This is a genomic window from Streptomyces abyssalis, from assembly GCF_001751365.1.
Taxonomy (GTDB): domain Bacteria; phylum Actinomycetota; class Actinomycetes; order Streptomycetales; family Streptomycetaceae; genus Streptomyces; species Streptomyces abyssalis.
Map to the genome: position 1 here is coordinate 44,075 of NZ_LJGT01000040.1, position 23,460 is coordinate 67,534.

The following is a 23,460-nucleotide window of genomic DNA, read 5'->3' on the forward strand; positions in this document are numbered from 1 at the left end:
CTCGGGCCCCTTCCGCGGCGTAGTTTTGTCGCCATGGCACGGAAGATCGGCAGTCGCTACACCGCTCACCAGATCCTGGGCCGCGGCAGCGCCGGCACGGTGTGGCTCGGCGAAGGTCCCGACGGCCCCGTCGCCGTCAAGCTCCTCCGCGAGGACCTCGCGTCCGACGAGAATCTGGTGGAGCGGTTCGTGCAGGAGCGCAGCGCCCTGCTCTGCCTCGACCACCCGAGTGTGGTCGGCGTCCGCGATCTCGTCGTGGACGGCAACGACCTCGCCCTCGTCATGCAGTTGGTCCGCGGCACGGATCTGCGCACCAGGCTGGAGCACGACCGCCGCATCGCGCCGCAGCCCGCGGCCGCGATCGCGGCGGACGTCGCGGAAGCGCTGGCGGCCGCGCACGCGGCGGGCATCGTCCACCGGGACGTCAAGCCCGAGAACGTACTGCTGGACGCGCTGGCACCGGCGGGCCCCGGCGGCGCACCGCCCGCGCTGCTCACGGACTTCGGCGTCGCGAAGCTGATCGACTCGCCGCGCACCACGCGGGCCACGTCGATCATCGGCACGCCCGACTACCTCGCGCCGGAGATCGTCGAAGGTCTGCCGCCCCGCGCCTCCGTCGACATATACGCCCTCGCCACCGTGCTCTACGAACTCCTCGCCGGATTCACGCCGTTCGGCGGAGGACACCCCGGCGCGGTGCTGCGCCGCCACGTCACCGAGTCGGTGGCTCCGCTGCCCGGCATCCCGGACGAGCTGTGGCTGCTGATCCACCAGTGCCTGGCCAAGGCCCCCGCCTCGCGGCTGCGCGCCGAGGAGGTGGCGGCACGGCTGCGCGAGCTGCTGCCGGACCTGGAGGGCCTGCCGCAGCTGGACATCGACGAACAGCCCGAGGAGCCCTACGAGCCGTACGAGTACGGGGGTTCCGGCGCCCCGCAGGAGACCCACGGCTCCGGCGGGCGGACCTCCACGGGTGATCACGTCCGTACGGCCGCGGGGCACGACGGCCGCGCGGCGTCCACGGCCGGCGGCCACGGTACGGGCGTCCACGGGCGCTCCGGCCGTGCGGCGGTGCCGCTCGTGCACAGCGGCGCGGGCCCCGACTCCAACCGCGACACCCATACGAGCATGCGCGTGCCCGGCGCCGACGAGCTGGCCGGCGGCGCACACGGCACCGCCCGGGCCCCTCGCGCCGTGGGAGAGCCACGTGCGGGTTCCGCCCGGAACCGGGCCTCCGCGGCAGCGGAGCGCCGGCGGCGTCTCAAACTCGGCGCCGGAGCAGCGGTGATCGCGGCCGTGGCGGGCGTGGGCGGATGGTTCGCCGCCTCCGGTGGCGACGGTGAGACCACGCAGCCGGCACCCGCGGTCGAGCAGCCGCACGAGCCCTGACCCCGCAGAGCTGACCGGCACGGGCAGCCCGAACCGGCTACGGATTCCGGCCCGGACCCCGGCCGGAATCCGTACGTGTCCCCCGCCCCGTACCGCGCGCGATCCGCCCGGACCCGGGCCCGGAGCGGACGCGGTCCCGCCGGGGCCGCGGGCCCGGTACGGGCGGTGTTCGGCTCACCCCGGCCGGGAACGGGCGGATGCCCCAGCCGTTAGGGTGGAGGTGTGGCCATCCCCGATTTTCCCGAAGAGCTCAAGTCCCTCCGCTCCACCATGGAGTCGATCGAGGCCGTCATGGACCTCGGCAGGATGAGGGAGGACATCGCCTCGCTCGAGGAGCGGGCGGCGGCCCCCGACCTGTGGGACGACGTGGAGAACGCGCAGCGGGTCACCAGCAAGCTCTCCTACCTCCAAGGCCAGCTGCGGAGAGTCGAGGAGCTTCGCTCGCGGATCGACGACGTCGAGGTGCTCTTCGAACTCGCCGGCAGTGAGAACGACGAGGACGCCCGCGGCGAGGCGGAGGCCGAGCTGCAGTCGCTGCGCAAGTCGGTCGACGAGCTGGAGGTGCGCACCCTCCTCTCCGGTGAGTACGACCCGCGCGAGGCCGTCGTGAGCGTGCGTGCCGAGGCCGGCGGGGTCGACGCGGCGGACTTCGCCGAGCAGCTCATGCGGATGTATCTGCGCTGGAGCGAGCGCAGGGGCTACTCGACGGAGGTCTACGACACCAGCTACGCGGAGGAGGCGGGCATCAAGTCCGCGACCTTCGCCGTCAAGGCGCCCTACGCCTACGGCACTCTCTCCGTCGAGCAGGGCACGCACCGCATGGTGCGCATCTCGCCGTTCGACAACCAGGGCCGCCGCCAGACTTCCTTCGCGGGCGTCGAGGTGCTGCCCGTCGTCGAGCAGGTCGACCACATCGACATCCCGGAGAACGAGCTCCGGATCGACGTGTTCCGTTCCTCCGGTCCGGGCGGCCAGTCGGTCAACACCACCGACTCCGCGGTCCGGATGACCCACATCCCCACGGGCATCGTCGTCTCCTGTCAGAACGAGAAGTCCCAGATCCAGAACCGCGCCGCAGCCATGCGCGTGATGCAGTCCCGTCTGCTCGCTCACCGCCGTCAGGAGGAGCAGGCGAAGATGGACGCGCTCAAGGGGGACGGGGGCAACTCCTGGGGCAGCCAGATGCGTTCGTACGTCCTGCACCCGTACCAAATGGTGAAGGACTTGCGGACGGAACATGAAGTCGGCAATCCCCAGAGCGTTCTCGACGGAGATATCGACGGCTTTCTCGAAGCGGGCATCCGCTGGCGCAAGCAGCAGGAGCAGCAGGACGAGAGCTGATCACGAGGCTCAACAAGCCACGTCCGCATAACGATTCGGACGGCACTCGTGAACTCGCCGTGCGGAACGGCCAATTCACACTGTTCTCGCTTGACTGAGGTGTGAAAAGTGGGAAAGCTGTGCGATCGCATGCCTGTGTCAGGGGCGCGTGCGGGGGTGATGAGCGGACAGAATCCGTGTCCCGGCAAGAGGCTCCGCAGCCCGTCACACAGCTGCTCCATGGAAGATTGAAACTACTGGGGGTAGTTGGCCAATGATGAAATCGAAGACGCGGCTGCGTGTGGCGCGCGTTGCAGCCGGCACGGTGTTCGCCGTCGGCGCCTCGTTCACCGCCGCGGGTGCCGCGCAGGCCGCCAGCCCGAGCGCCACGGCGCAGGAGGACGGCCTCGTCGGCGGCCTCCTCGGTGGTGTGATCGGCGGTGGCGACAGCGGCGGTGACACCGGTGGCGACACCGAGGGCACCACGGGTGGTGACACCGGTGGCGACACCGAGGGCACCGTCAGCATCGGCGGCGTCGTCGAGGGTGGCGAGAACGAGGGGACCTCCGGTGAGACCACTGGTGACACCACCGAGGGCACCACCGGCGACACCACCGGTGGCGACGACGGCGGCTCCACCACCACGACCGGCGGTGACACCGGTGGCTCCACCGGTGGCGACACCGGCGGCGGCGAGGAGCCGGCCACCATCGGCGGTTCCGGCGGTGGCGACGACACCTGCGACCTGAACGACGACAGCGTCGACTGCGGCAGCGAGACGCAGCCCGACAGCTCGGGCAGCCAGCCCGTCGAGCAGCCGCAGGCGCCGAAGGAGGAGCTGGCCGACACCGGTTCCGCCGAGACCACCTACCTGCTGGTCGGTGCCGCGACGATGATCGCGGGTGGTGTGGCCTTCCGCGTCATGCCGCGCATGATCAACCGCCGTACGGCCGCCTGAGGTCCGCACGCGCAGATAGACAGACGAGGGGCCCGGGACGCAGCGCACAGCGCGTCCCGGGCCCCTCGTTCGTGTACGTGTGGCAGGCGGGCCCTGGAGAGCCGCGGTGACCCGAAGGGATCACGCGGTGTCGCCGCCCGCTCACACCGCCAGGCCAGTAGGCCTACGCCGTCGCCATCCGCTGGGCCACGAGCGCGACGGTCAGCAGGGCCAGCAGAAGTGCGAAAAGGGCGGTGGGGGAGAGGCTCGCCAGAGGCGACTCCCGGTGCAGACGCTCACGGTGTGCGCGGCACACGGCGCAGCGGCCCTCGCTCACGGGGCCGGCGCAGTTGGCACACACCAGTCGGTCGCATGTCATGCGAACTCCTCTCAGTCTGCCAACGACACCGGGGAGTAATCGGTTCCCCAAAGGATGCGCTCCTGCACTCCACTGTGCCAGCATCCGCGCGCGCGTGCAGAGGCTCGGTGCCTACCGCCGCCCGCAGGCCCCGCTCGGCCCCGACACCGGGTGAGAAAGACCGCAAATGCCCGCTTTGCCCCAAAGGGCGCGTGACCAAGCCCACCAACAACGGACGCCGACTGCGCACCGTGGGCCGGTTCGCGTAAGGTCGCCACACCCCCGGCTGACGCCGGCCGGGCCCCGGCGCAGCCAGCAGGGGTCCTCCCGGCGCGGTCAGGTGGGAAGTCCCCCTGGGGGCACCTCCCTGCGAAGCGAGGGGGAGCAGCCAGGGGACTGCCCCATGGGAGCCGCACCGCGGCTTCCGCAGCCCATACCCAAGGCCGACATGGTGTATCCGTGATCCGATTCGACAGCGTCTCCAAGTCCTACCCGAAGCAGAACCGCCCGGCGCTGCACGATGTCTCGCTGGACATCGAGCGCGGCGAGTTCGTCTTCCTGGTGGGATCGTCCGGCTCCGGCAAGTCCACCTTCCTCCGGCTGATCCTCCGCGAGGAGCGCGCCAGCAACGGGCAGGTGCACGTACTGGGCAAGGACCTCGCGCGGCTCTCCAACTGGAAGGTGCCGCAGATGCGCCGCCAGCTCGGGACGGTCTTCCAGGACTTCAGGCTGCTGGCCAACAAGACGGTCGGTGAGAACGTCGCGTTCGCGCTGGAGGTCATCGGCAAGTCCCGTGTGCAGATCCGCAAGACGGTGCCGGAGGTGCTCGACCTTGTGGGCCTCGGCGGCAAGGACGACCGGATGCCGGGCGAGCTCTCCGGCGGCGAGCAGCAACGTGTGGCCATCGCCCGTGCGTTCGCGAACCGTCCGATGCTGCTCATCGCCGACGAGCCGACCGGCAACCTGGACCCGCAGACCTCCGTCGGAATCATGAAGCTGCTGGACCGGATCAACCGGACCGGTACGACAGTGGTGATGGCCACGCACGACCAGCAGATCGTCGACCAGATGCGCAAGCGCGTCGTCGAGCTGGAGCGCGGCCGGCTCGTGCGTGACCAGACGCGCGGTGTCTACGGCTACCAGCACTGAGCAGCCGGCGGGGCGCCGCCGGCACTGCGTCCGGCGGGCCCCGGGGGCGAACAGTCTGAGCAGTCTGAGCAGTTGAGACGGCAACACACTGAAAGGACGCCATGCGCGCCCAGTTCGTACTGTCGGAGATCAGCGTCGGTCTCCGCCGCAATCTCACGATGACCTTCGCGGTGATCGTCTCGGTCGCCCTGTCTCTGGCCCTGGCCGGCGGTTCCCTGCTCGCACGCGAGCAGGTCAGCACCATGAAGGGCTACTGGTACGACAAGGTCCAGGTGTCGGTCTACCTGTGCAACGAGAACGACGCCGACTCCGACCCGAACTGCGCCAAGGGCGCCGTGACCGGCCAGCAGAAGGAGCAGATCCGCACCGACCTGGAGAAGCTCCGCGTGGTCGACAAGGTCTACCACGAGTCCGCCGACGAGGCGTACAAGCACTACAAGGAGCAGTTCAAGGACTCTCCGCTCGCCGACTCCCTCACGCCCGACCAGATGCAGGAGTCCTACCGGGTCAAGCTCGACGATCCGACCAAGTACCGGGTGCTGCAGACCGCCTTCTCCGGCAGACCAGGGGTGCAGGAGGTCCAGGACCAGCGGAACCTCCTGGAGAACCTCTTCAATCTGCTCAACGGCATGAACATCGCTGCCCTGTTCGTGATGGGGCTGATGCTCGTCGTCGCGCTGCTGCTGATCGTCAACACGGTCAGAGTCTCGGCGTTCAGCCGGCGACGGGAGACGGGGATCATGCGGCTGGTGGGTGCCTCCAGCTTCTACATCCAGATGCCGTTCATCCTGGAGGCGGCGATCGCCGGGCTCATCGGCGCCGGGTTCGCGTGCGTGCTGCTCCTCGGCGGCAAGTTCTTCCTCATCGACAGCTGGCTCGCGGAGAAGATCGCACTCATCAACTTCATCGGCTGGGACGCGGTGTTCAAGGTGCTGCCGTTGCTCATCGCGGTGGGGGTCCTGATGCCTGCGGTGGCTGCGTTCTTCACGCTGCGCAAGTACTTGAAGGTGTGACGCACGACGCTGGCGCCGTACGGCCAACGGGCCGTGCGGCGCCCCTCGTCTGGCCTAGACTCCGAAGCATGTCGGACTCGTGGTATTCCGCCCCATCCCCCGACAAACGCAGGGGGAGCTCCCGGCAACTGCGCCGCGGGGCGGGCCTGGCACTGGTTTTCGCGAGCGTCCTCGCGACGGGCGCGGCGACCAACGCTTGGGGCGACGGCGTACGGGCCTTCGCGGGCTCGCGTGACACGGCGTCGGGGGAGACCCCCGCGAACGCCGGCTTCGGCGACGGCACCGACGGCAGTGCCACCGGCAGAACGGCCGGCCTGTACGAGGAAACCGGGCGCGGCAGGGGCGACGGCGCGGCCACGGGTGGTGAGGGGGCCGAGGAGCTGGTCAGCCGCAGCGGCGACCGCTGGTCCTCCGCCTACACGGCCCGCGAGTACGAGGGACTTCGCCGGACCCTGGACGGCGAGTACGTCGGCGTGGGTGTGTCCGTGCGCCGCGAACGGGACGCCCAGGGAACGCCGTCCGTCTCCGTGGCCCGGGTCGCACCGGGAAGTCCCGCCCACCGCGCGGGCGTTCAGCGCGGTGACCGGCTGCGCGCGGTCGACGGCGAGGAGGTCTCCGACCACCCCGTCACCGACGTCGTGGCCCGGCTGCGCGGCTCGGAGACCGGCGGCCGTTCGGCGGACCCGTCCCCGGTCGGCAGCAGCGTCGAGCTCGAACTGGACCGCGACGGGCGGCAGTTCAAGGAGACGCTGGACAGGGCACGGCTCAGCGCCGACGCGGTGACCGTGGACCGGATGCGCCACGGCGTCACCCGTATCAAGGTCTCCTCCTTCAGCAAGGGTTCCGCCGAGCAGGTGCGCGAAGCGGTCGCCCGGCACGCCTCGTCGGGTTCCGGCGTCGTGCTCGATCTGCGCGGCAACTGCGGGGGCCTGGTCGACGAGGCGGTCACCGCGGCCTCCGTCTTCCTGGAGGGCGGCCTCGTCGCCACGTACGAGGAGCACGGCAGCCAGCGCGCCCTCTACGCGGACAGCCGTCACGGTGCCGTGGCGAACGGCAGGACCGCGCCCCCGCTGGTCGTGCTCGTGGACGGCGGCACGATGAGCGCGGCGGAGCTGCTGACCGGGGCCCTGCAGGACCGCGGACGAGCCGTCGTCGTCGGCTCCCGCACCTTCGGCAAGGGCTCCGTCCAGATGCCGCGGGAGCTGCCCGACGGCTCGGTCGCCGAGCTCACCGTCGGCCACTACGCCACCCCCTCGGGCCGCTCGCTGGACGGGGAGGGCATCACGCCGGACCTGCCGGTCGACTCCCCGGGGGACGCCTCGGAGCGGGCCCGCACAGTATTGAGTGGCCTGGAGACCCGGTCGTAGTGGGAGAATGGCCGGGCTATGGCGAAGAAGGACGACAAGAAGAAGAGCAAGGCCGACAAGGCCAAGGACGCGCGCGGCGGCCGTAAGCTCATCGCGCAGAACAAGAAGGCGCGGCACGACTACCACATCCTCGACACCTACGAGTGCGGCATCGCGCTCACGGGTACGGAGGTCAAGTCCCTGCGGCAGGGCCGTGCTTCGCTTGCCGACGGCTTCGCCCAGCTCGACGGCGGCGAGGTCTGGCTGCACAACGTGCACATCCCCGAATACGCACAGGGCACGTGGACGAACCACACGGCCCGGCGGAAGCGGAAGCTGCTGCTGCACCGCTACGAGATCGACAAGCTGATCGGCAAGACCCAGGAGACGGGTCACACGCTCGTGCCGCTCCAGCTGTACTTCCTGAACGGCCGGGCCAAGGTCGAGATCGCGCTGGCGAAGGGCAAGAAGGAGTACGACAAGCGGCACGCGCTGCGTGAGCGGCAGGACCGGCGCGAGTCGGACCGCGCGATGGCCGCGGCGCGTCGGCGGCAGCGGGTGAAGGTCTGAGCGCAGCGCGTAGGCGACACGGACTGTAAGGAAACCTTACGGTTCTGCTCCCGGGAATACGGATGCGCGCATAACGGTTGGCCCTGGTGTGGCCGGGTCACGTACCATGGTCACAGCGCGGCGCCCCCGCCAGGGCGCCGTGGGTTGTCAACTCAACATGGGGATGATCGGTTTCGACAGCGGATGTCGAAGCAGGTGAAGCGAGCCGAGGAACGCGGCAATGATCTCGTTAACCATGTGCCGCAAAAAAATAATCGCCAATCAGAAGCGCGATTCCTTCGCCCTCGCTGCCTAAGCAGCGAGTGTGAAGTGTCAGCCCGGGTGCGTTCCCGACCCGGATCCTGGCATCAGCTAGGGGACTCACCGCGCAGGCCCGGTCACGGGGTCTGCCGGGACATCAAACAGTGACTGGGCCCGTCGGAGACTTGTCCACGTGATCTCCGGGGCCGAGAAAATCGAAGTGGACTGCGCTCGGAGAAGCCCTTCTTTTGCACCGTTGGACGCGGGTTCGATTCCCGCCATCTCCACTCGGACGAGGGCGACGTGTGTCCGCGGAAAGCGCGGACCGGGTCGTCCTCGTCGTGTTCTGCGCGGCTCCGCCGCGCGAGGCGGGGGCTCCGCCACCCGCACCCCCGGCGGGGGCTTCGCCCCCTGCGGCCCCTCGGGGGTGCGCACCGTCTTCCGGTTCCCCGATTGCGTGGGCTTCGCCCTCTGCGACCGCTCGGGTCCCACCGGGGACTCCGCCCTTGCGACCCCTATTGCGGGGGTTCGCCCGCTGTTACTCCGTGGCGGTTGCGCACAGGCTTCCCGGTCCTCGGACCCGTCGCGCCGTCGGCACGACGTACGTCCCGGTCAACTGGCTCCTGTTCACGAGTGGTTGACGGCCTGTCACCGGCCGGGACGAGTTGGACCTGACGGTCATGTGGTGGTCACGATCGGGCAGCCGCCGAACGGACCGGAGGGGGTGGGACGCGGAGGCGGTGGCTCCGGGAAACTCAAGCATGATTTGCGGACCGGTACATGGAGGGCAGCACAACAGTCCGTACCGGTTCAGGGAGGTAAATCATGCCCTTCCCGGAGCCGCCGCCGCAGCGGCACGCACCCGGAACCAGAACGCGCCCCGAGGCGCAAACGGCAAAGCGCGCAGCGCCACCTCGCACCCGCCAACAAACCCCGTGACCGGGCCTTCGGCCCCGCCCCGCTTCCGTGCTGTGATGGGGGCATGGACCGTAAGGACAAGAATCGGGGGGACGAGCGCAGCCTCCCCGCCGAGTTGTATCTGCTCGCCTGCGACACCGAGAAGGAGAAGCTCACCAAGCGGGACGTGCTCGGCAGCGTGCTGCGTGCCGCCGTGCTGGTCGAGCTGACCGACCGCGGCTGCCTCACCGACGAGGACGGCAAGGCACGGACCGTCGGCGACCGGCGTACCGGCGACCCGCTGCTCGACGAGGCGTTGCGCGGCATAGCCGCGGAGAAGCGTCCCCGCAAGTGGAAGGCGCTGGTGCAGCGGCACCGCAAGCAGACCTTCCAGGGCGTGGAGCAGCAGCTGGAGAAGGACCGGGTGATCCGCGTCGAGCGGCGCACGTGGCTCTCCGACAAGGTCGTCGTGAAGGACGCCGCCCGGGTGAAGCGGCTCCACGCGGAGGCTTCCGAGACGCTGACGGGCGGCCGTCCCGTCGAGGAGTTCAGCACCCGGCAGGCCGCGCTGACCGCGCTGGCCGCCGTGAGCGGGATGCCCACCGTCACTTCGAGCAAGGACCGGCGCGAGCACAAGAAGCGCATCAAGGCGCTGACGGAGCGGGCCGGCGAGGCCGGTCCCGCGCTGAAGAAGGCGCTGGACGACATGCAGATCGCGACCGGCGCGGTGATCGGCGCGGCGGTCTCCGCGGGTGCCGCCGGCGAGTGACTCGCGCGGCCCCCAGAGGGAAGGAGCCGGGACATGGCGCAGCAACCGCCTGCCCCGCCCGGCCCCTCCGGGCAGGGGCCGCTGAACGATCAGGAGCCGCTGAGCGGCCGAACGCCGCTGAGCGGCCAAGCGCCGCTGAGCGGCCGAACGCCGCCGAGCGGCGAAATGCCGCTGGGCCCCGACTCGCTGACGTGGAAGTACTTCGGCGACTGGCGCGGCGTGCTGCTCGCCCCCTGGGCGGGCGCGATGCAGAACATGCATCCCGGTCTGGGCGCCGGAGTCGCCGAGCACTCCCGGTTCTTCGAGGAGCGCTGGCAGCGGCTGTTCCGTTCGCTGTATCCGATCGGCGGCGTCGTGTACGACGGCCCCCGCGCCGCCGAGACCGCCCGTCAAGTGCGCGGATACCACAACACGATCAAGGGCGTCGACGCGCAGGGGCGTCCGTATCACGCGCTCGACCCGGACACCTTCTACTGGGCGCACTCCACCTTCTTCATGCTCACGCTGCTCGTCGCAGACCGTTTCGGACCGGGACTGAGCGAGGACGAGAAGCGGCAGCTCTTCGACGAACACGTGCGCTGGTGGCGGCTGTACGGGATGAGCATGAAGCCCGTGCCGGAGAGCTGGGCCGAATTCCAGACGTACTGGGACCGGATGGCGCGCGAGGTGCTGGAGGACAATCAGCCGACGCGTGACGTCCTCGACATCCGCCTCATCGCCAGGCCGCCGGCCTTCTCCTGGATGCCGCATGCCGTGTGGCGTGCGCTGCGCGGGCCGCAGGCACGGTTCACCGTCTGGTTCACGGTCGGGCTCTTTCCCGCTCCGGTACGCGAGCGGCTCGGCCACCGCTGGACCGTACGGGACGAGCGGAGGCTGCGGCGCATCGGGCGGCTCGTCCATCACGCGTGGCGGCTGGTGCCGTTCAGGTACCGCTACCATCCGCGGGCGCGCGCCGGGTGGGAGCGCGAAGCAGGGCTGCGGCCGGCGGACGCCCCCCAGGTGGAGTCGCCGGTACGGAACTCGCCGCTGCCGGAGGAGCGCAACTCTCCCAAGCACTATGTGCCGCCGCCGCACCGGCCGCCGCAGCCGCCTTCGGCACAGGGGCGCCGGTGACTGCCTGCCGCGTATCGCCTGCCGCTGACTGTTCCCCGTGTGACGCCGGAATGGCAGGGGTGCGAAGCCCGTATTGCGCTTTCTCCCTTGCCGCTGCGGGCTGTTGACCCCGGTGCGGGGTCTGCGAGCACTACGGCCTGACCCGCCCGTCCAGCCCGTACCCGCCTCCAGGCGGCCGGGCGGCCTATTCGGTGACCGGCCCGTCGATGAGAACGGCCAGCCCGTCGAGGACACGGCCGAGGCCGAACTCGTAGGCGTGTTCCGGGCTGTAGGCGGCGCCATGGGCGGTGCCCGCTGCCGTGCCCACGCGGACGGCGACGGGATAGGCGCGGGGATCGAGGACCTTTTCGAGCAGGGGGGCGTTGGCGGCCCACCACTGCTCGTCGTCCATCTTGCTCTTCTGCCGGGCGGCGCGTGCCTCGGCCGTGGAGCGGGCGTTGGCCTGGACGAAGTCGAGAAGGAAGGTCAGGGCAGCGTCCATCTCGACGTCGTCGAGGCCGTGTCCCTCCAGCGCCGACAGTTCGTGCTCGTACTTGGCCATCATCCCCGGCCCCAGCGGCGGCCGGCTCGTGGAGACCGTCGCGGCCCACGGGTGCGTCTCGAACAGCGTCCTGTTCTCCTCGGCCACCGCCGTCAGCCGGGCCCGCCACTGCTGTCCCGTGGTGTCGGCACGGGTCATCTGCGCGTACGCGGCATCGAGCATGAGGTCCAGCAGCTCGGCCTTGCCGGGCACGTAGGTGTAGAGCGTCATCGGCGCGACCCCCAGCTCCTGTGCGACGCGGCGCATGGTCAGCGCGTCCAGCCCGTCGGCGTCCGCCAGCCCGACCGCGACGGCGACGACCGTGTCGATGCTCAGCCGCTGCTGCGGGCCGCGTCGCGGGGCGTCGGCAGGAACTCGCCACAGCAGTTCCAGGCTGCGGGCCGGATCACCGGCACTGCTGCTGTCGACAGGCACGTGGAAATCCTCACACGGGGAGACATTCTTGTACGCGGTACACTGTACATCGTACGAAGTAACTTGCCGCCCGGTTCAAGGAGCCCTTGTGTCGATCACCGCTTCCGCCGTGTCCCTGAACGTCGACGACGTGGCGGCGTCCAGCGCCTTCCTCACCGGCCATTTCGGATTCCATGAGGAGATGGCGGCCGACGGCTTCGCGTCACTGACCCGCGCGGACGCCGGCATCAACGTCGTCTACCTGCGGCGTGGCCTCGCCTCACTCCCCGACGACCAGCGCGACGACCACGCCGACGGTGTGATCCTCGCCTTCACCGTGGACGACCTCGAAGCCGAACTGGCCCGGCTGACCGCTGAAGGAGTCACCATCACGATGCCGCTGCGGGAAGAGCCCTGGGGCGAGCGCGCCTTCCAGGTCACCGACCCGAACGGGGTCATCGTGCAGCTCGTCGACTGGAACGCGGCCGGCAGCGACTGAACCCGCCCGTACGAGCCCGCCCGCGCGGGCCCGCGCGGGCGGTGCCGGGCGACTCTCCGTCAGCGCCCGTCTGTCAGCGCTGCCCCTGCCCCTGCCCCTGCCCGTGTCGCAGAGGCCCGGTCCCGCAGTCGGACGTGGCGGGCCTGCCGGAGAGGCGGTCGGTGAGCCAGGAGATCGCGTCGCCCTGGTCGACGATCAGCGGCGTGAGGTGGTTGGTGAGCAACCCGTCGCCCAGGTTGGGCAGTTCGAGGGGCTTGTAGGCGACGTCCGCGCCCTTCTCGCACCAGTCCACCGCGAGGCGGCGCGCCTGCTCGTGCGGCACGATGTCGTCCTGGGTGCCGGTCGCCAGGCGCACCGGGCCCGCCGGCTTGCGGGAGCCGATCCGCTGGGCGTCCAGTGTGGCCTGGAGCTTCGGCTCCTCGGCGACGATGTCGGTGATGGACTTGCCGCTGGTCGTCCAGTCCTCGCTCTGCTTGAAGCCGTACCTGAAGATCGAGTCGCCCACGCACATCGCCGACAGATCCTTCAGTGCCGCCTTCCCCTCCGCATTGATGTTCTCGTCCGCGATCTCCTCCAGGGCGGGGTCCGACTGCACGAAGCCGTTGATCGACCAGCCCAGCGCGCCGGCCAGCGCACTGCCGTCGATGCCCTTCATCACCTCGGTCAGATCGGCGGGCGGTGCGCCGGAATAGGTGCCGGCGAGCTTCACGTCCGGTGCGTACGACGGCTGCAGTTCGGCTGCCGCGGCGGTCGCGCCGCCGCCCTGGCTGTAGCCGTACAGGCCGACGCGCGAGGCGGCGGTGACCGACGCCCCGTCCAGCTTGCGGGCCGCGCGGGCGGAGTCCAGCAGGGCGTGTGCCTCGTCGCGGCGGTTGACGTACGTGTGCAGCCGGTCGGTCGCGCCGAGGCCCGCGTAGTCGGTGAGGACCACGGCGGCGCCGCGTGCCAGCAGCCGGTAGACCGCCACGTCCTCGTAACCGACGGATACGGACCGTCCGTTGAACCTGATCGGGTGCTCGAGAGCGAGCGAGGCGGCGCACTGGTCGCCCTGCCCCATCGTGCCCGGAGCCACGGCCACCAGCGGGCGCGGGCCCTCGCCCTTCCAGGCCGCCGACGGCTCTATGTACGCGCCGGTCACCGCCACCGGATCGCCGTTCGCGTCAGTGGACTTGTACATCAGACGGGTCGCCTCGCCGGGCAGCGGGCCGTGCGGTCCGGGCAGGCTCAGGGCGAGCGGTAGCGGCTCGGTCCGGATCAACTCGCCGTCACCGTCAGGCAGTTGAGCGGGCGGGTCGTAGAAGTCGGGGACCCGGGAGTCGTTCCGCGCGGCCGGCCGCTCCATCCCTGCCGCCGCCGCACCGGCTGGTACCGCTTGCAGGGTCAGACAGGTGAGAGCGGCGACGGCGACGGTCGCGGGCCGGCTGCGGCCGAACACCGTACGGGCGCGGAGGTTCCTGAACGGCTGGCCCATCGCCTGCTCCCTTCGCTCTGCTCCCTCGCGGAGTGAGGGGAACGCTAAGGGCAAGCGCGTACCGTCGGTAACCCGTCGGTTGGTTACGCTGGAGTAACTATTGCGGCGGCAGCGGCGAGCTTCAGTTTTCTGCCAGCCGTCCCTCGCGCGTCGGGCACGTGCCGCCCGAATCCCTGTGACCGGCCGAGGAAGCCCGCCCCTCTAACAGGCTGGTTTGAACGGCAGTTGGTCCGAGATCTCCCCGCTGCGCGGCCCGTGTGGTTCTTACGCTTACCAAGGAGGTTCGCCGATGAGCCGTACGCCCGCGCACGCGGACCCCGCCCGCTGGGTCAGGACCCACGCTCACCCCCTCTTCATCCTCGACCCCGAGGCCCCGCTCGACGATCTGCGACCGTTTGCCGAGGGCGTCCGAGACGCCACGGTCGTCGCCCTCGCCCACTCCGTGCGCCACTCCCACGAACTCTCCGTTGTCTCACACCGCGTGCTGCGGCTCCTGGTAGAGGAGTACGGTTTCCGCTCGCTCGCGCTGGAGGGCGACGATCCTGTGCTTCGCGGACTGGGAACGTACGTCCGCGACGGCACGGGCGATCCGCGCGCGCTGTTGGCGCGGTCCCGCCCGTTCTGGCGAACGGGGGAGATCCTGGACGTCGTCAAACGTGGATGCGCGCCTACAACGAGCAGCACCCGCAGGACCCGGTCCGGTTCGCCGAATCGCCCGGCCCCGAGCCTGAGTTCACCGGCCCCGACAGTCTCCCCCGCATCGAGAGGCACCTCGCCGAGTCCACCGCATGGTGGCACGAGCACAGCGGGGACAGGATCGTCTACTGGGGCGGCCTCGCGCACATGAGCGTGGTCGGCCCGCGCGCCCCCGCTCAGCCCGGTGATGCCGTGCCGCACTCCAACGCGGGCGGCTGTCTGCGCGAGTGGCTGGGCACGGAAGACGCCGCCATCGGCATGACGTTCCACCAGGGCACCGCACTCCACCAATACCCCGAGCCGCCCGCCGACTTCGCTGAGTCCGTCCTCGGCGCCGCCGGTCTCGACGCCTTCACTCTCGACCTGCGCGTCGGAGCGGGCGTGGAACCGGCAGTACGCTCCTGGCTCGATGGGCCAGTGCGGACCCGACTGATCGGACCCGTCTACGACTCCGCGCACGACGCCGACCACCACCTGGCGGCCGACCGGCTCGCGGATCTGCTGGACGGCGTCATTTACGTCAGGGAAGTGACGGACGCCCGCGCGCTGGACGCGCCCGTGCCCTTGCGGTCGGCGCAGCCGGACACCGCCTCAGAGGTCTGAGACGGTGGCCCATGTGTTGAGGCGGATGCACCGCTTGTAGCAGAAGAGGGTTCCAGGCGTTCGCCGGTGTCGGCGCTTTGCGGGCGATGCGCACGCCGATCCGTTTGGCGCGTAGCCATCGCCGCAGACGGGGCACGTCGTATGCCTTGTCGGCGTGCAGGCGCTGAGGCCTGAAGTGGCGGCCGCGGTGAGGGTCGTGTCCCGTTCGGTGACCCTCGACCGTGGGTTCTGAAGGGTGCACGCGGACGCCGTGCGGATCACCGCCGTCTCGCCCACCCCGGCCGTACGAGCGTGGAGGACGCCGACGCCGCGGCGAGGAGCGCCGCAGCCGGCGGAACCGTGAACGCGGTGGTCACCGGCAGATGTTCGGCGACCCAGCCCGCGGCGGCCGATCCCGTCGCGATGCCGCTCAGCAGGGCGGTGACGGCCCAGGTCATGCCCTCGTTCAGCCGTGCCGCGGGGACGGTCCCCTGGATGAGCGTCATGCCGGTCACCATCGCGGGCGCCGCCCCCATCCCGGCGACGAGCAGGGCCGCACCGAGCAGCAGAAGGCTCCCGGTGCTCGCCGCGCCGAAGGACACCAGGGCCAGGAAGGCCATCAGGCAGACGCACAGGGCGAACCGCCGCACGACCGGACCTGTGGGCGGCAGCGCCGTGCCGATCACGAGCCCCGCCGCCGCCGATCCCAGGGCATGGAGGGCGAGGACGACGCCCGCCGCCCCCTGCTGTCCCCGCCCGTCGGCGAATGCGATCGTCGCGACCTCCATCGAGCCGAAGACGACACCGATGCACAGGAACGCGCCCAACAGCGGGAGCAGCGCCGGGAGTCGGAGCGGCGGCGGGGCAGCGTCGGTGGTGGTCCTGGGTGCCACCGGCGGCTCGGTGCCCCGTTGCCGGGTGAAGATCAGCATGCCCAGCACGAGGAGCACGGCTCCGGCCAGCGTCCCCGACTCGGGGAAGAACACGGTGCACATGAGGGCGGCGAGGGGCGGACCGCCCACGAAACACAGCTCGTCGGCGGCCTGTTCGAAGGAGTTGGCGGTGTGCCGGGCGGCGGGGTCGGTACGGAAGATGTGCGCCCAGCGGGCCCGGGACATGCCGCCGGTGTTGGGCGTCGTGGCCGTCGCGGCGTACGAGGCGAACAGTGTCCAGTCCGGCGCTCCGAACCGCACGCACGCGGCCAGCGACACCGCTCCCGTCGCTGCGATCAGCGAGGCGGGCCACGCGATCCGCGCCTGCCCGTACCGGTCGATCATCCGCGCGGTCAGCGGCCCCACGACGGCGGTCGCCGCGAGACCGGTCGCGCTCACGGCTCCCGCCAGCGCGTACGAGCCGCGGGTGGTCGCGATCATGATGACGGCGGAGACGGTGAACATCCCCATCGGCAGCCGGGCGAGCATGTTGCCGGCCGTGAACGCACGGGCACCCGGCACCGCGAACAGCCGTGCGTACGGGGCGAGTCGGCGCGGCACCGCACGGGGACGGCGAGCGGGTCTCTCCGAGGAGTCGGGACGGCTCTTCGGGTGCGCGATCAGGGTGTGACCGGTCATGCCGAGGAGAGGTCCGCCGTCCCCGGAAGCCGGCCGGCCGATTCCGTCGTGGCGGTCGTGACGTTCCTGACGGCGGCGTAGGGGGCTGTGGGGCATGCCGCCAGGCTCCCGCCCGGCGACGTCGTACGGCCAACGGTTTTCCTGACGCCGCCGCGTGCGCAACTGCGGGCGTCCCGGGCCCAGTTCTGCGCCGTTGCCACGCGTGCGCGTCCGAGCGCCTCCGCGCAAGCGGGGAATTCGGGCGCTGAACCCTCCCCGGGATCAGGAGCCTGTCCGGCAGGAGCCGCCGGACAGACCCGGGCCCCCGCGGTCGTCAGGTCACCTGCCCGGGCCGGACGTGGGCGACGAGGGGTAGGACGGGTACGAAGAGTACGGCGGGTACGAGGACGACTGGTCCCGGCCTTCCGGTGCGGCCTTGGTGGTGTCGTCCCCTGTCGCGCCGGTCCAATCCCGCGTCGGCCGGCGTCCGGCGAACTTGCCGAAGACCAGTGCGGCCGCGGTGGCGGCGAGCACGCCCGGCACCATCTCGTAGACGCCCGTCTCCAGCGGCCCGAGAAGCGGGTCGATCCTCTTCCACAGCAGCACGGTGAGGGCACCGGTGAGCATTCCGGCCTTGGCACCGGCCGCCGTCATCCGCGGCCAGAACAGCGACAGCAGGATCACCGGACCGAAGGCAGCGCCGAACCCCGCCCAGGCGTACGCGACGATGTCGAGCACGGCGCCGCCGCTCAGCGCGATCAAGTAGGCGATCAGCGCCACGGCCAGCACGCTCAGCCGCCCGATCATCAGCAGCAACCCGTCGGAGGGCTCCCGCTTGAGGAACGTCCGGTAGAGGTCCTCGGTGAGGGACGTGGCCGATACCAGCAGCTGGCTGTCAGCCGTGGACTTGATCGCGGCCAGCACGGCCACCAGCAGGAGCGCCGCGATCCAGGGCGAGGTCAGCTCCGCGGACAGTTTGATGAAGACAGTCTCCGGGTTGCTCAGCGGCTTGCCGAGCGCGGCGATCCCGGCAAGCCCGATGAGGGACGCGCCCACCAGGACTACGGTCACCCAGGCCACGCCGAGGCGGCGGGCCAGCGGTATCTCCCGTGTGCTGCGGATGCTCATGAAGCGGGTCAGGATGTGGGGCTGGCCGAAGTAGCCGAGGCCCCATGCGAGCAGCGAGATCAGCCCGACGGCGCCCAGCGGCTCGCCCGCCGACCATGACCTGTCGGCGAAGGACGCCTTGGTTCCCGGGTCCAGCAACGCCGGGGCGGCGGCGGTGAGTTCACTGTGCAGCGCGTCGAAACCGCCGAGCTTCCAGAGGGCGATTGCGGGAAGGGCGATCCCCGCGAGGAGCATCAGCGTGCCCTGGATGGAGTGGCTGACGCTCAGGGCCCGGAAGCCGCCGAGGATGGTGTAGATGACGATCACCACGGCGAAGACGGTGAGGCCCAGCTCGAAGCCGGCGCCGAAGATCTCGTCGGCCAGGAGACCGCAGGCGACCAGTCCGCTGGCGACGTAGACGGTGAAGAAGACGACGGTGACGACGGACGAGAGCAGCCGGATGACCCGACTCCTGTCCTCGAAACGTTCCTGCAGGTACGACGGCAGAGTCACGGCACCGGCCCGCTCGGTGTAGACGCGCAAGCGGGGTGCGACGAGACGCCAGTTGAGATAGGTGCCGATGATCAGGCCGACGGCGATCCACGTGGCACCGATCCCGGCCGCGTACACGGCTCCGGGCAGGCCCAGGAAAAGCCAGCCGGACATGTCGGCGGCTCCGGCGGACAGGGCGGCTGCCGGGGCGCTGAGTTGACGGCTGGCGACGGTGAAGTCATCGAACGTGGCCGTTTCTCCGTGCGTCATGACGCCGACCATGACCATCGCGATCAGAAAGATCCCGAAGGTGAGCATGGTTGGGACGGTCAGGGCGAACATCTACTTACTCCCTGTGATGGGAAGCGACCGCAAGCGACGCAGGAAGATGCCGCGTACGTGGCCACAGTTTCGGGTTTCCAGAGGAAGAGCCTAGGAAAGCGCAGCGCGCGCTGGCGAGGGAATCCGGGGGAGGAAAGCCCGATCGGTTTCGGATCGTGATGCGTGAGCAGCGCATTCGCCTCGAATCCGCCCGCCCGCGGGCGGCGGCCCCGGAGGCTGGACCCGGCGGGTCAACCGCCTTGCGCGGACGTGGCCTTGGGCGGTTCGCGGTGCTGCTCTTCGTCCGCCCGCAGACGCGGAGCGTGACCGGTTCTGTTCGCCGGTGCGGCCGGCCCGGCCGTCCCCAGTGGCGGAACAAGGCTCTCCGGTGGCGTCAGGAGAGCGGGGCGAGGTCGAACTCGACGCGGACCTCGTCCGACAGGCGCAGCGCACCTGCGAGCGCGGAGTACGGCTTGATGCCCCATGAGCTCTGTACGACGGTGCCGGCGCCGCGCACCCGGCCGTCGCCGCCCAGGCCCGCCTCGATCGTGATCGGACGAGTCGTTCCCATGATCGTGAGATCCCCGGTCACGGTGAAGGACTCCGGGCTGCCGGCGACCACGGTCGATACGAACGTGATGGTGGGGTGTTCGCCGGGGCGAAGGATCTTGTCCCGTATCGTCCCCTTGATGTCAGCCCGGTCCGAGTCGGTGAGCGCCTTCAGCCCGCCGACCCCCTCCACGGCCTCCAGAGAAGCGACGTCAACAGTGACGGTCACGGACGAACGCCCGGGATCGGCCGGATCGACAGCGACATCCCCGGACCAGCTGGCGGCCTCGATCGTCAGATCGTGACCGGCCTTGCGACCAAGCCCGGTACGGGTCGTCTTGATCCTCAAGTGACCTGTTCCCGAGCCGATTCGGTACGTCCCGCCCAAAGGCTGCATACGGGCAACGTAGTCCGGCAGCGACGGTTCCGGGCGCGATAGTCACGCTTATGACAATCACCGGCCCGGTGCGCCGGGGCCGGTTCCCGGCGGTCCCGCTATGCGCGGGGCTCGGCGTGCAGGACGGCGAACAGCGCGCGGGCGCGGGTGCCGTCCGGCATCTGCCAGTGCCCGGCGACATGGCCGCTCGCTCCTTGCCGGAGCTGGGGCGGGTCCTCGGGCGCGGGCTGCAGGATGCGGTGCAGGCGGAGAGTGCCGCCATGCGCTACGGCCAGCTCCGTGCCCTCTTGGTCGTCGATCGCCGCGGGGGCGGCGGTGAGGTCCGCGTGCATCTCTTCACCCGTACCGGAACGGGTGACTTCGGGGTCGGGAGTGTCGCTGATGCTCTGGGCCTGAGCCTCGGCCCGGCCCTCGATGAGGGCGATCAATTGGCCGACCAGCACCGGGTCGTGACAGCCGTCGTATGCCCAGCGCCGCCCCAGCACGCCGTGCTCCATCGTGCCGATGAGGGCGTGGTCCGCCCCGCCGAGCGGGGCACCTCGATAGGTGAGCGGCACCAGGTACGTGACCGGGGCGGCGCCTGCGCTGTCGGTGACCACCATGAACTCGATCCCGACCTCGCCCTCCGGGTCGTCCAGCCGGAAGCCGCCCGCCTTGGTCAGCTCCGGCTTGCCGGCGCCGCCGCGATACCACGGGCGGGAGGGAAGCCAGGTGGTGAGCAGTTCGAGCTTGGTCGGCTTGACGGTGCTGTGGTGGATGGTGGCCATGCCGGTGATCTCCTTCGTCAGGCTGGTGTGAGCCTTCGCAGGCCCCAGTCGGCGTTACGGCCTCAGGTGCTGAGGCGCTTCCGCAGCTCCTCCATGTCGCTCAGGAACCATGTCTGACGGCCCTGGTTGCACTCGTGGACGAAGTCCCGCAGCGACGAACTGGCCTCCGTGTGACGGGAGATGTCGCCCACGACCGCCATGCCCAGCCGGTAGTTGACGAACTTCTGGACGATGTCCCCGGCGATACGGGTACGCAGCCGGAAGAACGCCTCGTCCAACCGCCCGGCGGGGATGACGACCCACTGGGCCTCTTGGTAGAAGGCGTCTCCGATGTAGTCCATGACGTCGCGCTCGCCGCTGATGACGTCGCCGTCGTCGGCGCACATCAGGACGGTGACGTCATGAATCTGCTCCACAGTGCTGCTCATGGCGACAAAGGCTATGGCCGGCGGGTCGGCGAACGCGACAGCATTCTCCGGCGCCGGGCCGTCACCGGCGGGTGACGGCGAACTCCGTGAACGCGGACCAGGCGGCGGGGGAGAGGGCCAGGGCCGGGCCCTCGGGGTTCTTGGAGTCCCGTACGTGGACGGCGGTGGGGCAGGTGGCGACTTCGAGGCATTCGCCGCCTTCGCTTCCGCTGTAGCTGGACTTGCGCCAGGCGTAGGCGACTTCGAGGCACGCGCCGCCTTCGCTTCCGCTGTAGCTGGACTTGAACCACGAGAAGTCGTCGGGGCCGCGGGTCGTGGATGCGCTGTTCATGCCTCTCCTAGCAGCCGGTCCAACAGGCCCTCTGCTTCTTCGGGGTTGAGCGCCTGCGTCCGCAGCATCGCATATTTCATCGCGAGGATGCTGACCTCATCTGCTTCGGAGATCAGTTGGCTGCCACGCTGAGTCTCCGTGTACGCCAGATGCTCGTGATCAGGAGTTTCCAGCAAGATGAAAGGCCCGTCGAGTGCGGCGTGACTCTCCCGGCCGAGTGGCATGATCTGGAGCGAGAGCCCCGGCAGTTCGACCAGCTCTCGCAGGTAACTGAGTTGTTCCTGGTACACCGCCCAGCCGCCTAGCCTGTCGCGCAGGACAGCTTCCGAGATGACGAAGCTCGCCGTTGGCGGCTCTGTGCGTTGCAGGATCTCCTGGCGGTCGATGCGAGCGCCGACCTGGGTCTCGATCTCATCCCTGCTGGCTGCTGGGACTCTGCTGTGAAAGACAGCCCGGGCATAGCGTTCCGTCTGGAGCAGCCCCGGCACCACCTGGTTCTCGTACCAATTGAGGGCAATCGCTTCGCTTTCCCTGTCCACGAACTCCGCCGCCCACACCGGGTATTTGTCCATCTCCGGCATGTTCGCCACCGCGACCGCCAGCGCCCCCTTCGTGTCGAGTAAGGCGTCCAGCTGTTCCGCGAGGTCCGACTTGAGCGGGCGGCGGCCCTGTTCGATGGAGGCGACCGTGTCGTACTGGGCGCAGATCCGCTCGGTGAGGGACTCCTGCGTGTAACCCGCCGCCCGGCGGAACTGGGCGAGCAGGGCGCCGACGAGCTTCATCGCGGACGCGTTCTTCTTGCGCTTCTTTCCGGGTTGCATGCAGACGTTCCTCCCCCGACGGCCCGGCGCATGACCGGAATCCGACCCGTACAACCGATCCGTACGAGTGCTCGCGGTTACGAATCCTAGTTACGGAGCGCGACCGTTACCGCATGAACGGTGACATTCAACTGCCCCGCTTCCGGGACTGCTTCCTGCCCCGACGGCGGCTGTCGGTGCCCGCGGCCAGGACGTTCGTACGGAAGGCCCTCAGCGAGTGGGCGGTCCGGGAACGCTTCGAGGACGTGACGCTGTGCGTCAGCGAGCTGGCCACCAACGCGGTCGTTCACGGAGTGCCACCGGGGCGGGGGTTCCGAGTGCTGGTGTGGCTCGATCACGACGGCCTGTGCCGGGTCGAGGTGCACGACAGCGGGCCCGGGTGGCCCCAAATCCCGGAAGTGGACGATGAGTTGGAGGCGGGTGGCCGCGGGCTGCGGCTCGTCGCGGAGCTGGCGGACAAGTGGGGCGTCGAGCGACGGGACCCGGGCAAGATCGTGTGGGTCGAGTTCGGCCTGTAACAGCCTTGTCACTGGCTTGTTCAATGAGTAGGCAAAAAAGCTGACTAGTCACATTTCGCCCTCCACATTTGCGCTACATTTTCTCCTCCAATGAGGAGGGGGCGTGCTCGCCAGGGTGGGGAGGGCGCGAAGTGAAGATGGCAGAACGTTCTGAGGGGCAGCCGGAGGGCGGCACGGCTCCGGTCTTCGTGGACAACAGCGGCGGGCGGCGCCGCAGGTGGCGCCGGCTCGGCCTGGCGCTGGGAGCCGTCGGGGGCGGCTACGCACTCGTCGTGGCGGTGACCGTCGCCGGGGGGAACTCCGAGGCGCCCTGGGGGGTGCTGATTCCGGGCGACGGAGACAGCCCCCGGGCTACGCGCGTCATTCCGGAGCGGGACGACGAGGCGCAGAAGGAGCTCCCGGGAGCGGACGCGAGCCCCTCCGGCGAGCCGAGCCCCGGCGGATCCGTCACACCGGGCGCTTCCGGTGCCGACGATGCGCGTGTGCCGGGGAGTTCGTCCGAGAGCTCACCCGCTGCCCGTCCGTCCGGGAAGAAGGCACCGGCACAAGACGCCTCCAAGAGCGGCGGCGCAGGCGTGAAGAAGGGCGGCCAGGGCGGCACGTCCGGCGCGAAGCCGCCCGCCGGCTCCGCGAACGGCGGCTCGGGCTCCACGGGTTCCACGGGCTCCACCGGCGGCGGCACACCCGCCGAGCCCGGACCGGACCCCTCGGAGTCCCCCGAGTCCCCGGACCCCTCACCCCAGGGCGGCATCCTGGACCAGATCCTCGACCAGCTCGGCGGCGGCAGCGGCGACGGTGCGAGTCGCCCCTCGGCGGCAGGTGCCGAGTGAGCAACCCGTCCAACCGTCCGCGTCGCAAGCGGCGCCGCCTGCCGCTGCGTTACCTGATCCCGTCGGTCC

The 23,460-nt window shown here is 70.2% G+C and carries 23 protein-coding genes, 1 other RNA gene and 1 pseudogene; 14 read left to right on the forward strand and 11 right to left on the reverse strand.

Annotated elements, in window-relative coordinates:
- Window positions 1-33 precede the first annotated feature (33 nt).
- The 3 genes from AN215_RS15155 to AN215_RS15165 all read left to right on the forward strand — a co-directional run bounded on the left by AN215_RS15155 (window position 34) and on the right by AN215_RS15165 (window position 3,664).
- Window positions 34-1,386: a serine/threonine-protein kinase gene (locus AN215_RS15155; RefSeq protein WP_070031192.1), complete on the forward strand. Its 1,353-nt coding sequence runs from the start codon at window positions 34-36 to the stop codon at window positions 1,384-1,386.
- A gap of 222 nt (window positions 1,387-1,608) precedes the next feature.
- On the forward strand, window positions 1,609-2,727 hold the full coding sequence (prfB, locus tag AN215_RS15160; RefSeq protein WP_070013541.1) for a peptide chain release factor 2: 1,119 nt from the start codon (window positions 1,609-1,611) through the stop codon (window positions 2,725-2,727).
- 256 nt (window positions 2,728-2,983) lie between these two features.
- Window positions 2,984-3,664 (forward strand): LPXTG cell wall anchor domain-containing protein, encoded by a 681-nt coding sequence (locus tag AN215_RS15165; RefSeq protein WP_070013948.1) that lies wholly within the window; start codon window positions 2,984-2,986, stop codon window positions 3,662-3,664.
- Between the two features lie 163 nt (window positions 3,665-3,827).
- Here the strand turns inward: AN215_RS15165 and AN215_RS15170 are convergent, their stop codons facing one another.
- Window positions 3,828-4,022, reverse strand: coding sequence for a hypothetical protein (locus AN215_RS15170; protein ID WP_070013542.1), 195 nt, complete (start codon window positions 4,020-4,022; stop codon window positions 3,828-3,830).
- A gap of 438 nt (window positions 4,023-4,460) precedes the next feature.
- Between AN215_RS15170 and ftsE the strand changes: the two genes are divergently transcribed.
- The 7 genes from ftsE (at window position 4,461) to AN215_RS15205 (ending at window position 11,098) form a co-directional block, all read left to right on the forward strand.
- On the forward strand, window positions 4,461-5,150 hold the full coding sequence (gene ftsE, locus AN215_RS15175; RefSeq protein ID WP_070013543.1) for a cell division ATP-binding protein FtsE: 690 nt from the start codon (window positions 4,461-4,463) through the stop codon (window positions 5,148-5,150).
- A gap of 101 nt (window positions 5,151-5,251) precedes the next feature.
- Window positions 5,252-6,163, forward strand: a complete 912-nt coding sequence (gene ftsX, locus AN215_RS15180) for a permease-like cell division protein FtsX (RefSeq protein WP_070013544.1) — start codon at window positions 5,252-5,254, stop codon at window positions 6,161-6,163.
- A gap of 68 nt (window positions 6,164-6,231) precedes the next feature.
- Window positions 6,232-7,530 carry a S41 family peptidase gene (locus tag AN215_RS15185; RefSeq protein ID WP_079123074.1) on the forward strand — a complete coding sequence of 433 codons (1,299 nt, stop codon included), beginning with the start codon at window positions 6,232-6,234 and terminating at the stop codon, window positions 7,528-7,530.
- A gap of 18 nt (window positions 7,531-7,548) precedes the next feature.
- Window positions 7,549-8,079: an SsrA-binding protein SmpB gene (smpB, locus tag AN215_RS15190; RefSeq protein WP_070013545.1), complete on the forward strand. Its 531-nt coding sequence runs from the start codon at window positions 7,549-7,551 to the stop codon at window positions 8,077-8,079.
- 159 nt (window positions 8,080-8,238) lie between these two features.
- Window positions 8,239-8,609, forward strand: a transfer-messenger RNA (tmRNA) gene (ssrA, locus tag AN215_RS15195).
- A gap of 692 nt (window positions 8,610-9,301) precedes the next feature.
- Complete coding sequence (locus AN215_RS15200; RefSeq protein ID WP_070013546.1) at window positions 9,302-9,985, forward strand: GOLPH3/VPS74 family protein; 684 nt, start codon at window positions 9,302-9,304, stop codon at window positions 9,983-9,985.
- 165 nt (window positions 9,986-10,150) lie between these two features.
- Window positions 10,151-11,098: an oxygenase MpaB family protein gene (locus AN215_RS15205; protein ID WP_070013547.1), complete on the forward strand. Its 948-nt coding sequence runs from the start codon at window positions 10,151-10,153 to the stop codon at window positions 11,096-11,098.
- Between the two features lie 184 nt (window positions 11,099-11,282).
- Here AN215_RS15205 and AN215_RS15210 read toward each other — a convergent pair whose 3' ends face one another.
- Window positions 11,283-12,053: a TetR/AcrR family transcriptional regulator gene (locus AN215_RS15210; protein WP_070013548.1), complete on the reverse strand. Its 771-nt coding sequence runs from the start codon at window positions 12,051-12,053 to the stop codon at window positions 11,283-11,285.
- Between the two features lie 88 nt (window positions 12,054-12,141).
- Between AN215_RS15210 and AN215_RS15215 the strand changes: the two genes are divergently transcribed.
- Window positions 12,142-12,531 carry a VOC family protein gene (locus tag AN215_RS15215; RefSeq protein WP_070013549.1) on the forward strand — a complete coding sequence of 130 codons (390 nt, stop codon included), beginning with the start codon at window positions 12,142-12,144 and terminating at the stop codon, window positions 12,529-12,531.
- 73 nt (window positions 12,532-12,604) lie between these two features.
- Here the strand turns inward: AN215_RS15215 and AN215_RS15220 are convergent, their stop codons facing one another.
- Complete coding sequence (locus AN215_RS15220) at window positions 12,605-14,002, reverse strand: lipase family protein (protein WP_079123076.1); 1,398 nt, start codon at window positions 14,000-14,002, stop codon at window positions 12,605-12,607.
- A gap of 660 nt (window positions 14,003-14,662) precedes the next feature.
- Between AN215_RS15220 and AN215_RS30380 the strand changes: the two genes are divergently transcribed.
- Window positions 14,663-15,301, forward strand: a complete 639-nt coding sequence (locus AN215_RS30380; protein ID WP_245694509.1) for an erythromycin esterase family protein — start codon at window positions 14,663-14,665, stop codon at window positions 15,299-15,301.
- 76 nt (window positions 15,302-15,377) lie between these two features.
- Here AN215_RS30380 and AN215_RS30875 read toward each other — a convergent pair.
- The 8 genes and pseudogenes from AN215_RS30875 to AN215_RS15260 form a co-directional block, all read right to left on the reverse strand.
- Window positions 15,378-15,539 (reverse strand): annotated as a pseudogene (locus AN215_RS30875) (IS5/IS1182 family transposase); the annotation flags it as partial.
- A 19-nt stretch (window positions 15,540-15,558) separates the two neighbouring features.
- Window positions 15,559-16,851 carry an MFS transporter gene (locus AN215_RS15230; RefSeq protein WP_245694511.1) on the reverse strand — a complete coding sequence of 431 codons (1,293 nt, stop codon included), beginning with the start codon at window positions 16,849-16,851 and terminating at the stop codon, window positions 15,559-15,561.
- A 318-nt stretch (window positions 16,852-17,169) separates the two neighbouring features.
- Window positions 17,170-18,771, reverse strand: a complete 1,602-nt coding sequence (putP, locus tag AN215_RS15235; RefSeq protein WP_079123078.1) for a sodium/proline symporter PutP — start codon at window positions 18,769-18,771, stop codon at window positions 17,170-17,172.
- Window positions 18,772-19,144: 373 nt separating this feature from the next.
- On the reverse strand, window positions 19,145-19,648 hold the full coding sequence (locus tag AN215_RS15240; protein WP_245694512.1) for a YceI family protein: 504 nt from the start codon (window positions 19,646-19,648) through the stop codon (window positions 19,145-19,147).
- A gap of 146 nt (window positions 19,649-19,794) precedes the next feature.
- Window positions 19,795-20,463 (reverse strand): maltokinase N-terminal cap-like domain-containing protein, encoded by a 669-nt coding sequence (locus AN215_RS15245; RefSeq protein ID WP_070013551.1) that lies wholly within the window; start codon window positions 20,461-20,463, stop codon window positions 19,795-19,797.
- A 62-nt stretch (window positions 20,464-20,525) separates the two neighbouring features.
- Entirely contained in the window at window positions 20,526-20,891 is a 366-nt protein-coding gene (locus tag AN215_RS15250) for a DUF4180 domain-containing protein (RefSeq protein WP_070013552.1), read from the reverse strand.
- A 61-nt stretch (window positions 20,892-20,952) separates the two neighbouring features.
- On the reverse strand, window positions 20,953-21,222 hold the full coding sequence (locus AN215_RS15255; protein WP_070013553.1) for a DUF397 domain-containing protein: 270 nt from the start codon (window positions 21,220-21,222) through the stop codon (window positions 20,953-20,955).
- On the reverse strand, window positions 21,219-22,043 hold the full coding sequence (locus tag AN215_RS15260; RefSeq protein WP_070013554.1) for a helix-turn-helix domain-containing protein: 825 nt from the start codon (window positions 22,041-22,043) through the stop codon (window positions 21,219-21,221). The genes AN215_RS15255 and AN215_RS15260 overlap by 4 nt, the downstream gene beginning before the upstream one ends.
- A gap of 113 nt (window positions 22,044-22,156) precedes the next feature.
- Here AN215_RS15260 and AN215_RS15265 point away from each other — a divergent pair, with 113 nt between their 5' ends.
- Entirely contained in the window at window positions 22,157-22,561 is a 405-nt protein-coding gene (locus AN215_RS15265) for an ATP-binding protein (RefSeq protein ID WP_070013555.1), read from the forward strand.
- Window positions 22,562-22,698: 137 nt separating this feature from the next.
- Entirely contained in the window at window positions 22,699-23,391 is a 693-nt protein-coding gene (locus AN215_RS15270; protein ID WP_139140747.1) for a hypothetical protein, read from the forward strand.
- Window positions 23,392-23,460: the final 69 nt, after the last annotated feature.